Below are 12873 nucleotides of genomic sequence, written 5' to 3' on the forward strand. Positions count from 1 at the left end.
GCCAGCCGATTGATTAAAATACCTTTGTTGTCCACGATTCGCAGTTCCACGTCTCCGTCACGACATCCTGGTAAAACTCCGGTTCGTGGGAAATCAGCAGAATACTGCCTTTATACGCCTTAAGCGCACGTTTCAGCTCGTCTTTTGCATCGACGTCGAGGTGGTTGGTCGGTTCGTCCAGTACCAGCAGATTTGTCTCGCGGTTGATCAGCTTGCAGAGGCGAACTTTGGCTTTTTCGCCGCCGCTGAGGACGGCGACTTTGCTTTCGATATGTTTGGTGGTCAAGCCGCATTTCGCAAGCGCCGCCCGCACTTCAAACTGGGTGAATGCCGGGAACTCGCTCCAAATCTCCTCGATACAGGTGTTGTAGTTGGCTTCCTTCATTTCCTGCTCAAAATAACCGATTTCCAGCAGATCGCCAAGTCTTACCGTACCCGAAAGCGCCGGGATCTGACCCAAAATGCTGCGCAGCAGCGTCGTTTTACCGATGCCGTTTGCCCCGACAAGCGCGATTTTTTGCCCGCGCTCCATTCGCAGGTTCAGCGGCCGCGACAGCGGCGAATCGTAGCCGATCACAAGCTCGTTTGTTTCAAAAATAAGTTTGCCCGACGTGCGCGCATCCTTGAAGTTGAACTGCGGTTTCGGTTTCTCCTTCGTGAGTTCGATGACCTCCATCTTGTCCAGTTTCTTCTGACGTGACATCGCCATGTTCCGCGTTGCAACGCTGGCCTTGTTCCGGGCAACAAAGTCCTTCAGGTCCGCGATTTCCTGCTGCTGGCGTTTATAAGCCGATTCAAGCTGCTGCTTTTTCGCCTCGTACACCTGCTGGAAATAGTCGTAATCCCCCACATAACGAGTCAACGACTGATTTTCCATGTGATAAATCAGGTTGATGACACTGTTCAGGAACGGGATGTCGTGTGAAATCAAAATAAAGGCATTTTCGTATTCCTGCAAATACCGCTTCAGCCACACAATGTGCTGCTCGTCCAGATAGTTGGTAGGTTCGTCGAGAAGCAAAATGTCCGGTTTCTCCAGCAGCAGCTTGGCCAGCAGGACCTTGGTCCGCTGCCCTCCGCTTAGGTCATGAACGTCCTTGTCCAAGCCGATATCCGTAAGCCCCAGTCCGCGGGCTGTTTCTTCGATTTTGGCGTCGATCATATAAAAATCCTGGTTCGTCAGCGTATCCTGGATGGTTCCGACATCCTCAAGCAGCTGCTCCAGCTCCTCCGCGGATACCTCTCCCATTCTGCCGTACATGTCGTTCATCTCCTGCTCCAGGTCGAACAGATACTGGTACGCCCCGCGCAGCACATCGCGAATCGATTGTCCCTTGGTCAGCACGGCATGCTGGTCCAGATAACCGGTCCGCACGCGTTTTGACCATTCCACCTTTCCTTCATCCGGCTGCAGCTTGCCTGTAATGATGTTCATGAAGGTGGATTTCCCTTCCCCGTTGGCGCCAATCAGACCGATATGTTCGCCTTTCAGCAGGCGGAAGGATACGTCGTTAAAAATCGCACGGTCTCCAAACCCGTGACTCAAACGTTCTACGTTTAAAATACTCATTTTGAATTTAACACCTTTTTCATTATATTGTGTACTCGTCATATTATAATGGTTAGCCTGCCACAACTCCATAAGGTTTCAAAAAAAGCTTCATAACATTTCATGATTGCTGCCGTCAGCGGTAAGAGAATCCGCATTGATTTGAACCTCAGCAGAGGGTAGAATTAGAAGTTGATTCCGGCTCAGGGTATGTAATAGAATAGACGGATTGATTGAACGCTAGTACTCATCATCATTAATAATAGAAAAGGATGCGCATCACCATGCGGATAAAGGAACCACGCACACTCAGCAAAAGATCGATTCTCTTTTTTTCGTTTATTATGCTGCTAAAAAGCTACTTCGCCTGGTATTACTTATTCGAGGACGGGCCGACCTGGAGCACCTGGCTCAAGGAGATTCCCTTTCTGCTGCTCATTTTCTGTATTATCGAATGGTTCACCACCAAACGAAAAATCGCGGTATACATGCTGGTCAATTTGTTAATTACCGTCTTGTTTTTCTCTTTGATTGTCTACCATAACCACTTTGGCATCATTGCCACGTCGCAGGTCATCGGCCAGGCCAAACAAGTTGGAGCCGTTAAAAAAAGTATTTTTGCCGGAATCCACCCGCAGTATATGCTGTTGTTCCTCGACATTGCGATTATCAGCCTGCTCATGCTCAGCCGTAAAAAAGCGCTGGACTGGAAGCGGGCCATGTCCCGCCCAAGCAACCGGAAATGGGTAGCCGCGTTGTTCGGTTTGTCTTTGATCCTCTGTTCAATGAACATTTTTCCGAACCGGGCCAGCATGAATGAAACAATCCAAGCCGAACAGATGGGCATTTTGAATTACGAAGCCTACTCGCTGCTTGCAGACCAACAGGAAGAGCCGATCGAGCTGTCCAAAATTACGCAACCCGCCATCGATCAAACAAAAGGCATTTCTGTTGTGCCCAACCCTGTGTTGTTTGGTGCAGCCAAAGGCAAAAACCTGATTATTATCCAAATGGAATCCTTCCAGAACTTTCTGGTTCACTTGTCGATTGACGGGCAGGAAATCACACCGAACATGAACAAGCTTGCGGATGGCAGCATGTACTTCCCGAAGTTTTTTCAGCAGGTTGGACAGGGAAATACCTCTGACGCAGAGTTTATCGTAAATACGTCCTTTTATGTTCCGCCGGACGGGCCGGCTACGGATATTTACGCCTCCAAAGTGCTGCCCAGTCTGCCCAAGCTGCTGCAGGCTCAAGGCTACGATACCGCCACCTTCCATACCAATGAAGTGGATTTCTGGAATCGCGGTGCGCTGTATGACGCATTGGGCTTCGACCGGTATTATGACAAAACTTATTTTGGTGAAGAAGACGCCGTATTTTATGGGGCATCCGACGAAGTGCTGTATGCGAAGACCGCCGCAGAACTTAAGCGGATGAACGAGAGGGACACCCCTTTTTATTCGCATGTGATTTCCATGTCCGCCCACAATCCGTTTACCATTCCGGAAAACAAATATAAAATGCAGCTCCCTGAGCGGTATGAAGGCACCTTAATCGGGGTTTACATCCGGTCCCAGAATTACGCGGATTATGCGCTTGGGCAATTTATCGGCGAGCTTAAGGCCAGCGGCGTCTGGGACGACAGCTTGGTTCTACTGTATGGAGATCACCGGGGACTGCCGATTTTTTCGCTGCAACAGGAAGACAAGTTGCTGCTGGAAGAGCTGTTGGGCCACGAATACACGGAACGCGACCTGATCAATATTCCACTGATTATCGCCTCTGGCGGAGTCGGGTCCCCCAGTGTGAAGGAGCAGCTGGGCGGTCAGGTGGATATCCTGCCGACGGTCTCGAATTTGCTGGGCGTTTCTTTAAAAGACCATCTTCATTTTGGGCAGGATCTGCTGAATCAGACGGCTTATAATTTGCTCCCGCAGCGCTATTATCTGCCGACCGGTTCCTTTGTGAACAATGAAGAGCTGTTTCTGTCGGGCAGCGGATTTGAAGACGGCCAGCACTATACGCTGTCAGGCGACGGCAACCGGCCGCTGCAATCCACCGAAGACGAATTCAACCGCGCCCTGAAGCTGCTGCAGCTGTCCGACAGCTATGTCACGCAGCTGCCGGATCGGGAGGTTGAGGAGGAAGATTGATGCAGTTCTTTTTTGAACTGATATTGATACGGTTCATTTTACAACTGATATATGAAAGAGGAACAGCCACTCTCGGATGAGGGTGGCTGTTTTGTCGTTTGTTATTTTGAGTAGTATTTTTCTCTATTTGCATAATGTTCTTGACAAGCTCGGCAGTATGCTGGTTTCCCTTTCTTGGTCTCTAAAGGCTCAGTCCATGCACGATTACAGTTAGGACAGGTTCTTATGCTTGAGGAGGAGTCGCTAGAGACAGCAACATCGTTATGAAAATCAGCCGAAGCAGGAGATGAACCAGTAGTGTCAGTGAAGTTTGGAACTGTAGAAGCGGAAAAAACGTTTGCACTTTGACTAGTATTGGCGCAGATTTGATTCAGACTTCTTTCAACCATTTGTAACCGACTCGAGATGGTCGAGACATGCTCAAGTAATTCTGAGAAAGCTAGAATGAACAACGATCCTATAATTCCAGGCCCCCATACCATTAAGGCATTAGACCATGAGAAACTCTTGTCTTCAAAAGTGTATTCTGGGATCGAAGCCATCTCGTAGCCGATAATTAACCCTGCAATGAAACTTAATACCATAAGTACCCAAGCCATTCTTTTTAAAACCTTAGCCATCCAATCATACCCTTTCAAGGAATATTTTCTAAATTTGACTCTACCATGTATTCACGGAAATTACTATAAAGGCTATTATTGGATGTATAAAGGAATAGACGAGTTTAAACTACTTCACCAATTCTGGGGCTTCACCCTGTTTTGCGTGACCCCGCAAAAAACCTGCGCCCTTCCCCGTAAAACCCGCGCGGCATACGGATTTCAGAAATCCCCTGCCATGCTATGCTCCTTGTGTGCACAATATCCGACACGAGGAGCGTTCGTTAATGACAACCGATTGGGCTCGTAGAGCCGCCGCTTTTTTTGTAAAATCAGACCCCGAATACGATGAGTTTCTTCGCCAGCATGAAGCAAAAAGCACGAAGTCGATTGTGTTTTATTTGTCCTGCGCAGTGTTGCCCGGCTTTTTGGCCTATTTGCTGATTTATCCCCTTCATCCCTTTCTAATGGAGCTGACCGGCCTCTCCAGCCACTACATTCAGTTTCTTGTGCTGGCTGTGATGGCCAGCGGGTGGCATATTCTTTTTCCAATCTTCATGCTAAAATTTGTAGATAAGCTGACCTGGAAGCAGACGTTTATTTATCTCGGATTCCGCAAAGGGGATGCAAAAGGACTGCTCGTGGTTTTTCCGATCATTACGGTAATGTTCACGCTGCTTTCCCTGCCTTATATGAAATGGATTTTTCCGCCCCTCTCCTCCTTCCTGGACAACCTGCCTGCACTGCATATGGGCGAGTGGCACATCTTCAACCAAGGGTATTATGATTTTCCGTGGCCGCTGCTCGTTATCGGACTGATCGGGAATTTTATCGGAGAAGAGTTGTATTTCCGCGGTTATCTGCTGAAAAAAATCGGCCGCCTCCCCTGCGATTGGCTCATTATCAGCGTGTTGTTCCAGCTGTATCACATGTGGCAGGCGCCTATGAACTGGGCGTTTATCCCACTCGCTGTGATCATCCCGTGCGAGATTTTGGTGAAGCTCCGCAAAAATCTGTACGGAGCCATTTTGTTTCATATCTACATCAACACCCTGTGGGGTGCGGTTACGCTGTATTTGGTTGGCGTATAACGGTTCGTTTACACTGTGTTTGGTTGGCGTATGACTTTGGATTGAGGAATGATAGAAGAAAATGCCGATGGTTGTCACCCGATTTAAACCTTCCCTGCTTGCTGCGGCGCTTGCAGCTGTTTTTCTGTTCCTGGCCGTGTGTATTCACCTGGAAACTATCCGTCATCCTTATATCGGGGCTGTCTTGGAGCGTGACGAAACGGGCTGGCGGGTTACCCGGGTGGACCCTTCAGGCATTGCCGGACATGGTCCTATGCTCCGGGGCGACCGCATCATCTCCATTGACGGCGTACCCGCCGCAATCAAATATAAGGACCAGACCCAAACTTCGCTTACCCAAGCCGCAGCGGCTACTTTCCTGAACAGCAAAGGTTTGACTTACGAACTGCAATTTAAAGCATCAGCCGCGGATATAGGAAAAAGTCTGTTCGCCCTGCTGCTGGAGGTTCTCCTCCTGTCCATTGCCTGGCTTGCCTGGCGGGCCAATCCCGGCTCGTCCACGGTCCGCAAATTCGCCCTGTTGAACTATGTTATGGCGTTGGTTATTTTGGCGGTGTACTCCACAGAGATAGCAGCGGCGAATTGGATTCTTGCCCTTTCCTCCGTCTGGCTGCCCTACTTGCTCCTCACTTTTTGTATATCGTTTGTGCTTCGGGCGGTCCCCAAGGCATGGGTGAATGCGCTGCTGGCCTGTCGGGTGTTTAGCCTGCTGCTTTCCTTATGCGCGCTTTGGGCAGTGGCGCAGCCTGAGATTCCCGGCTGGATCCGGGGGACCCTGCATGTGGTGCTGTTAGCAGTGCTTTTGTTTTTGCTGGCGACGGTCGCTTTTTATTGGAGATCGCTGGACAACGTGGAAAAAAACCATGCTTTAGTCCTTGCCGCCGGACTGCTCATCAGCCTGCTGCCTTTTCTTGTGCTGTACGCTTTCCCCAGTTTTTGGGGAGGAGGATATGTTGTTGCTCCCGAATATGCACTGACCGGTCTTGTGCCGCTGTCCGTCTTGTTTCTCTATGTGCTAAATAAACGGAGCATGGTGGATATGCAGGTGTATCTGCCCCGCGCGATCCTGCACACCGTTTACTACGGAGGCGTATTCGGGTTATTTGCCCTCGCTTACCGGGTCAAGCAGCCTGCTTACGTAATCGCTTTGTTCCTCTGTTTTGCAGCCGGCTCCTGGGCGTACCGGCATCTCCTCCAAAAATCCAAGAATAACACGGAGAGCCGCAAAAAGTGGCTGGAGCACCAGACCTATAAATTTTCGGTGCAGGCCGCCGAAAAACAGAATATCCAAGATATTTTGCAGATGATGGGCGATATGGCACATTACGCGGCGGATATTGAGGGGATATTTATCGTCTGGCGGGAGGCGCCGGGCATGCGGCCGGTTTTTTACGGGACGGGAAAATACGAAGGTTTGCTGAACGGCGAGCCCCTCTCCGTAGAAGACAACCGGATTATGGACCAAAGCTATTGGGAACAGCGCTTCGATTTTGAGCATGTGGTTGCGCTTGCAAGTCCCGCTGGGAGAAGCGGTGATGGCGGGAAAAGGAAAGACCGGAAAAATAATGCCGGGAAAGACAACGCTGAGATCCATGCAGAGATTCATGCAGAAGTTCATGCAGGAGATAATGACGGGAAAGACGATAGCGGGGAAGGTTTTTTGTATGTAGGCCCCAAGCGGAACCGGTCGTTATTCTCCGCCGAGGAAAAACAGCTGATCGAAGCGGTCTGCGGCGAATCCGTCCGGCTGCTGGCGAATGTTAAGCATATGGCTGGAATCTACAAGCAGTCTCAACAGTTCAAAGACCAAAATGCCGCTTATGAGCGGCATATGACCGGCATCCGCGAAACCCAGCATCTCCTGCTGGAAGCCCAGCAAGAGGAGCGAATCCGCCTCTCCTATCGGCTGCACGACAGCCTGCTGCAGAACCTGATTTTTTTGTCCCGGGATCTGGAAGAGCTGGGGGATCAGCAGAAGGTGGATGCCAAGCGGCTGGCGGTGTGGCTGAGATGTCTGTATACTTCGCAGCAGGAAATCCGGCAGCTGTGCGATGAGCTGTACCCCCATATCGTTGACAAAACAGGACTGGAGGAATCCCTGCGCTGGCTGCTGCGTACCGCCCAAGAGCAGAGCGGCCTTTCGGTGTCCCTGGATTATCAATGGAACGCTGACACACCGCCAGACCCCATGTTAAAATCCAACCTGTTCCGTATCCTGCGCGAACTGGTCCGAAACGTGCAAAAACACGCCGAAGCCAGCCGGTTGGAGCTGCACCTGGCGCAGTGTCCAACCGGCGAAGTCCGCTGCGAGGTCCGCGATGACGGCGTAGGATTTGACGCAGCCGCTTTGACCAAACAAGACAGCTTTATGCACGGCCATCACCTCGGGCTGCTGTCTGTAACCAGTCAAATCGAGTTTTTGGGCGGCGAGCTGGACATCCGGTCCGCACCCGGAAAAGGGACCGTGATTACATTGCGGCTTCCGCCGCATCAGAACGCTCAGGAGGAAAAACAATATGGTTGAAGAGATTCGGGTCATTTTGATCGATGATCATCCTTTGGTGATGGATTCGCTGAGAGCCCGGTTGGAGCAAGAGCCCGATATTTGCGTGGTAGACACCTTCGCTGACCCCAGTCGCCTGCTGGAGCAAATCGGCACACTTCAGCCGGATGTGCTGATTTTGGATGTGTCTCTGCCTCATATGGACGGCTTTGAACTGGCGGCTGTACTGAAACAGCAGTTCGACTCCACGCTGCGGATCATCATGCTGTCCGGGTACACCTATGATGAATTTTACCGGAAGGCTTACGAGCTTGGAGTCAACGCTTATTTGTCCAAGCAGGCCTCCTATGCGCAGATTATTAATGCAATCAGACAAAGTATAGCGGGGCATCTGCTGGTGCCTGAGCGGATTTTTAACACTTCGGCACAAGATAAACTGACGCCGACAGAACGCGAGGTGCTGGTGCGGGTGGCCCGGGAAATGAACAACCGCGAGATTGCCGAAGACCTCCATATCAGCCAACGCACCGTAGAATACCACCTGACGGCTGTTCTGCAGAAGCTAGGGGTGAAATCGCGGGTCGGCGCAGTCGCCAAAGGGTATGAGCTGGGGATTGTCGGGCCTGTTTTGCCGAAGTGACTATGAAGTGACTATTTTAATGGCGCGTCGCTGCGGCAAAGCGAATCCTCCATTTTTCACTGCGTTTTGATGAATGACATGTTAAATTTGAGCGAGTAAAAATAAGCAGCCAGGAGGTTAACACAATGGGTAACGTTACCGCGGCATGGTCGGCATTTGTCGATGCCATGAATGAACGTGAACCAAAGTTCGCCGGTTACTTAAACGCGCCGGTTAAAGAAGAAGAGATTGCGGAAGCCGAAGCACAGCTGGGATTCCCCCTGCCAGAGGATGTTAAGGAATTGTACCGTATACATAATGGACAAGATCACATGTATGGCATCGTTTACGGGCTGGATTTTCTGGGACTTCAAGAGCTGTGCGAGAAGTGGGTGGGCTGGAAAGCACTGATTGAGTCTGAAGGGCCTGACGGGATGGCTGAGCTGGGAAAAGCCTGCACTTCCACTCCAACCGGTGCGATTAAAACCGTATATGCCAACCCACACTGGCTTCCTCTTTTTTATGATGGGGCAGGGAATGCAGTGGGTATCGATTTGGATCCGGATCATGCAGGGACTTACGGCCAGATCATCAATTTTGGGCGCGATGAGGAACAAAAGGTTGTACTGGCGCCGAACCTGGCCGCCTTTATTCCGCGTTACTTGACCGGGTTGGTGAACGAAGCAGAGATTGAAGACGAAGATGATGAAGACGATATTTTTTTCAGCCTGGAGTCTCATGCTATAGACGTGTGGAAGGATATGGTGAAGAACGGCTGACTAGAGTCTGTGCGCAAACTTATTTCAGCCATAATCTCATCGAAATCAACGTCAAAAAAGTCTTGAACATGCTGGCTGTCTTGTCATAGCGGGTTGGCAAGCGCCGATTTTATATTTTATAAAAGCATTCAATTAAATGCTGTTCTCTAAAAGTATCCTTGTCGTAAGCTCGTTTCTTATACCGGTTTCGCTGTTCAGAATGACGGGAGTTGCGTTTTGGTTTTTTAGCAAGGTAATAATTACACCGGTATCGTAATCCCGATCGGCCAACACTTCTCGATACTATATGTCCAGGGTTGAAAGCAGTTCGTAACCCATTACGGAATCGTTTGACTGTCCAGGTATGAATTCAAAGCGTGGTACAAGTTCACGGACTCAGGGTACCCTATTTGCTGACTATTCCGTGTTTTGGCAAAGTTACGGACTCAGATGCGCCTATTTACGCGGAGAATCCATCGTTTGGATGTTTTTGGTACGAATAACGGATCTGGAGTCCGCAAAGTAACCCAAAAGCCCAAGAATTTCAGAAATAACGTCCTCTGGGTCCGGAAAGACCTCTGTATCGTGTGCTGTGGTAATCCGCTGCGGGTGTGTTACATCACAGGAGAGGATTCGCGGATCGATCGGACAATAAACAGGTGTAGATCCAGGGTTGATAGCAGTTCGCAACCCATTACGGAATCGTTTGACTGACCCTTATTTCCTTAATTTCTAGTTTGCCTACACACCCTTAATGGATCCGCAAATAATTAATTAATGTAAATATGTTTAGTTCTCCGTTACCATCTACGTTCACAAAAAAAGTAGAATTCGATCTGTGAATTCTACTTTTTTTCAATTAAAAATGGGACAATACTGCGTTCTCTCATCACAACTACAGCTCATACCGGCGCACAAACTCCTCTATCGAACCGCACACAAATTCGGCATAGCTTTGATTGAAGATCTCGGTATAGTTCGGGTGAAAATCCACTTTTGTCGGCCGGTAATGCACCAGGTAAACCTGCCCGTTTTTGTCGATCGCAGCATACTGATCCTTTTCCAGCCGCTTGATGGTGTAGTAATGCCGGTCGATTTTGAACAAGTGGGTGTGCTCGATATCCAGTTTCTGCGTGATCTTCGCCGGATAGCGTTTCAGCAGGCCTTTCAGCTTTTTGCGTGCGGTATGGTTCGTCGGCTGCTGTGTAATTTGGGCTTGTTCCATTCTGAGGTCTTGTGCTGCCAGCTGGAACTTCCGGTCATCCGGAAGATAAAAATGTGTCAACAGATTGTTGTTGCCCAAGGCGCGAAAAGGCAGAAACCCCTGCGTTGTGGGACTGTAAATCTTCATGCCGCTTATTTCTACCCGTACCTCATTATAAGGGGCAAACGGATCATAAAGCTTGGTATCATACCTGTAATCAAGCTGAATCAGCATCTCGGGCTCATGCCACTCCGACATTTTGTATTCATAACGGCTGCAGGCAAAATGGTTAGCACTCAGTTCCGGCAGGCGCTGCCCCAATAAGCGGTAGGTGTTATCGATAAACGCTGCAACATCAAGCCCGCTTTCCGTCCGGTCCACCGTTTCTCCTCACTCTCCTTCCCATAAATCGTCGACAAATTGTTTCAAGTAATATTCTTCATTCTTTTCCCCCCACTTGCTCCAGAAAAACAAATCGGTATAGGAAACGTCGCGCAAATTTGCTTCCGCCACTAAAGTCGCTTGAACGTCACCCGGAACCTCGTCGTAATAGGCAAAAGCCAGCGACGGGTGCCCCTTCTTCAAAGTATCGCTTTTCCCGCTGTTCCACCACTCCCTTAGCGGAACGTCAGCCGTAAGGATCACCATTTCTCCTTCATATTCAACCGACACATTTCTTCCATTCATCGCATGAATCTCATTTCTCGCAAGCGATAGCAAGCTTTCTTCAACTACCACAGTTAAGTTCATGATCGGCTCTAACAGCACCGGGGCAGCACGCTTTAGCCCATTTTTAAACGCCATAGCGGCTGCAATGATGTATGACATGGAGCTGGAATCTGTGCGATGAGTCGATCCATCATACAAAGTTACCCTAAAATCAACTACCGGAAAATTTCCTAAAACCCCGCTGGTCATCGCCCGTTGAAGCCCTTCTTCAACACTTTCGATATATTTTGACGGAATCACTGCCTCGCCTGTAATTTGGTTTATAAATTCGTATCCCGCTCCGCGAACCGCCGGCTCCATCGCAATCCAGCAGTGTCCGTAACGGCAGAGGCTTGAGGCCTGCCTGACAAAACTGCCTTCCGATTTCACAACGCTCTTGATGGTTTCTTTATATAAAATCTGTGGAGTCTCCGCCTGGATCTCCAAGTGAAATTCCTCGATCAGCCGGGTGATGATTCCCTGAATATGCCGTTCGCCTAGTCCGGCAATGATAATCCGCTTACGCACGTCATGGGTATACACCAATAAACCAGGGTCTGTTTCCGCACATTTTTTTAACGCGAGAAGAGTGTGGAACAGGCCTTCCGGGGTATCCGGTTTGCTGAGTGTAACCATCAGATAAGGGCCGTTCAAGTGTTGTGTACGCAAAATAAGGCCTCCAAATATCTATTAATGCGGTTGAATTCGCTCTGTCCCTTATATCCCGCTTCTCCTCATGATCTCCCGCTTCAGCCGCAAAGAGGTTTCGCTGAGCAGCGAAGCCGTATCCAGCTTTAAATACGGTTTAAACGGATCAAGGAGCGGATGGGAAATGAAGTCGATTGATTTGTGCCGGTTCATTCTCAGCTTTAGCAGACATAACATTTCGGCAGGCAGATATCTCCATTCAAAGCTGTCGAAGACGTAAAAGGTTTTGGAGTCCTTCCTGCAGTGGTCTCTGTGATAATCACCCAGGTCTTGAAACAGCTTGGTTACCGCGGCTTCATCATCACTTAAATAGTGCTCATAGGCATAAGCGTACACTGGATTCAGGTTGTGTTCGATCACCGGATTCAACGGCTGCATGTTTCCGTCCAGATGTCCCTCAAAAGAGCGGACCGCCGGTTCGCTCTCCGAATGGTTGCGGCTGAGCAGGATATAAAGCGGCATAACGCTGGATGCGCCAAAGCACCTTTTTACTGCCGGGTTTTCATTTTGTTCAAATGCACGAATCTGGTTGTCCAAGTAAAATCGCAGGTAATTCATAACCATATTTTGCTCTTCGGGTCCAAAGAACCCTAAGGCAAGCAGCCCGGCGGAGCTGATCGTCATATCCATGTGCGCTGGCACCACTGTCTTTTGCATGTAGCCGGTCATAAGGGTCAACACTTCCATGTAATAGCAGTTGATCAGGGAGATAAAGTTCGCTTCGCTCGGATTGCGATGATAGTCAAGGACGGCTTGGGGGATTTCGTTAATTTTTTCGGATAGCAAATCCGTGATCCCCACGGAAAAGCTCCGGTTTCCCACCTTCTCATTAACGAAGTAGCGGTAGATAAATTCCTGCTCACCCCCATCCAGATAAGCTTCGAGGCTTTGATTGACAAAATCATGAAAGGCCTTATTGTCCTCGGCCATGTAACGCGCTCTGTCCTTCATTTCTTTCAGCAGATGTTTCAATTCGCT

General features: G+C 49.5%; 10 protein-coding genes. 5 read left to right on the forward strand and 5 right to left on the reverse strand.

What is annotated here, in order from left to right:
- Positions 1–13 precede the first annotated feature (13 nt).
- Complete coding sequence (locus ACE6ED_RS01105; RefSeq protein WP_410825099.1) at positions 14–1570, reverse strand: ABC-F family ATP-binding cassette domain-containing protein; 1557 nt, start codon at positions 1568–1570, stop codon at positions 14–16.
- A 263-nt stretch (positions 1571–1833) separates the two neighbouring features.
- On the opposite strand from ACE6ED_RS01105, the gene ACE6ED_RS01110 reads away from it, so the two are divergent.
- Positions 1834–3705 (forward strand): LTA synthase family protein, encoded by a 1872-nt coding sequence (locus ACE6ED_RS01110; protein WP_410825100.1) that lies wholly within the window; start codon positions 1834–1836, stop codon positions 3703–3705.
- A gap of 101 nt (positions 3706–3806) precedes the next feature.
- On the opposite strand, the gene ACE6ED_RS01115 is transcribed toward ACE6ED_RS01110, so the two are convergent.
- Positions 3807–4325, reverse strand: a complete 519-nt coding sequence (locus tag ACE6ED_RS01115) for a hypothetical protein (RefSeq protein WP_410825101.1) — start codon at positions 4323–4325, stop codon at positions 3807–3809.
- A gap of 266 nt (positions 4326–4591) precedes the next feature.
- Here ACE6ED_RS01115 and ACE6ED_RS01120 point away from each other — a divergent pair, with 266 nt between their 5' ends.
- The 4 genes from ACE6ED_RS01120 to ACE6ED_RS01135 all read left to right on the forward strand — a co-directional run bounded on the left by ACE6ED_RS01120 (position 4592) and on the right by ACE6ED_RS01135 (position 9296).
- Positions 4592–5395 (forward strand): CPBP family intramembrane glutamic endopeptidase, encoded by an 804-nt coding sequence (locus tag ACE6ED_RS01120; RefSeq protein WP_410825102.1) that lies wholly within the window; start codon positions 4592–4594, stop codon positions 5393–5395.
- A gap of 67 nt (positions 5396–5462) precedes the next feature.
- The gene (locus tag ACE6ED_RS01125) at positions 5463–7919 is read left to right on the forward strand and encodes a sensor histidine kinase (RefSeq protein WP_410825103.1); all 2457 of its coding nucleotides are present in this window, start codon (positions 5463–5465) and stop codon (positions 7917–7919) included.
- Positions 7912–8538, forward strand: a complete 627-nt coding sequence (locus ACE6ED_RS01130; protein WP_410825104.1) for a response regulator transcription factor — start codon at positions 7912–7914, stop codon at positions 8536–8538. The genes ACE6ED_RS01125 and ACE6ED_RS01130 overlap by 8 nt, the downstream gene beginning before the upstream one ends.
- 125 nt (positions 8539–8663) lie before the next feature.
- Positions 8664–9296, forward strand: coding sequence for an SMI1/KNR4 family protein (locus tag ACE6ED_RS01135; RefSeq protein ID WP_410825105.1), 633 nt, complete (start codon positions 8664–8666; stop codon positions 9294–9296).
- Positions 9297–10170: 874 nt separating this feature from the next.
- On the opposite strand, the gene ACE6ED_RS01140 is transcribed toward ACE6ED_RS01135, so the two are convergent.
- The 3 genes from ACE6ED_RS01140 to ACE6ED_RS01150 are packed head-to-tail and all read right to left on the reverse strand — an operon-like array spanning position 10171 to position 12867.
- Positions 10171–10860 (reverse strand): hypothetical protein, encoded by a 690-nt coding sequence (locus ACE6ED_RS01140; RefSeq protein WP_410825106.1) that lies wholly within the window; start codon positions 10858–10860, stop codon positions 10171–10173.
- A gap of 9 nt (positions 10861–10869) precedes the next feature.
- On the reverse strand, positions 10870–11856 hold the full coding sequence (locus tag ACE6ED_RS01145; protein ID WP_410825107.1) for a translation factor GTPase family protein: 987 nt from the start codon (positions 11854–11856) through the stop codon (positions 10870–10872).
- A 48-nt stretch (positions 11857–11904) separates the two neighbouring features.
- Positions 11905–12867 (reverse strand): hypothetical protein, encoded by a 963-nt coding sequence (locus ACE6ED_RS01150; RefSeq protein WP_410825108.1) that lies wholly within the window; start codon positions 12865–12867, stop codon positions 11905–11907.
- Between the last annotated feature and the right edge of the window lie 6 nt (positions 12868–12873).

The sequence above is a fragment of the Paenibacillus nanchangensis genome, from assembly GCF_046543445.1.
Classification (GTDB): domain Bacteria; phylum Bacillota; class Bacilli; order Paenibacillales; family Paenibacillaceae; genus Paenibacillus_AQ; species Paenibacillus_AQ nanchangensis.

Coding starts and splice junctions, on each gene's coding strand:
- ACE6ED_RS01105 (WP_410825099.1), bottom strand. CDS start 1,570: ATGAGTATTTTAAACGTAGAACGTTTGAGTCACGGGTTTGGAGACCGT.
- ACE6ED_RS01110 (WP_410825100.1), top strand. CDS start 1,834: ATGCGGATAAAGGAACCACGCACACTCAGCAAAAGATCGATTCTCTTT.
- ACE6ED_RS01115 (WP_410825101.1), bottom strand. CDS start 4,325: ATGGCTAAGGTTTTAAAAAGAATGGCTTGGGTACTTATGGTATTAAGT.
- ACE6ED_RS01120 (WP_410825102.1), top strand. CDS start 4,592: ATGACAACCGATTGGGCTCGTAGAGCCGCCGCTTTTTTTGTAAAATCA.
- ACE6ED_RS01125 (WP_410825103.1), top strand. CDS start 5,463: ATGGTTGTCACCCGATTTAAACCTTCCCTGCTTGCTGCGGCGCTTGCA.
- ACE6ED_RS01130 (WP_410825104.1), top strand. CDS start 7,912: ATGGTTGAAGAGATTCGGGTCATTTTGATCGATGATCATCCTTTGGTG.
- ACE6ED_RS01135 (WP_410825105.1), top strand. CDS start 8,664: ATGGGTAACGTTACCGCGGCATGGTCGGCATTTGTCGATGCCATGAAT.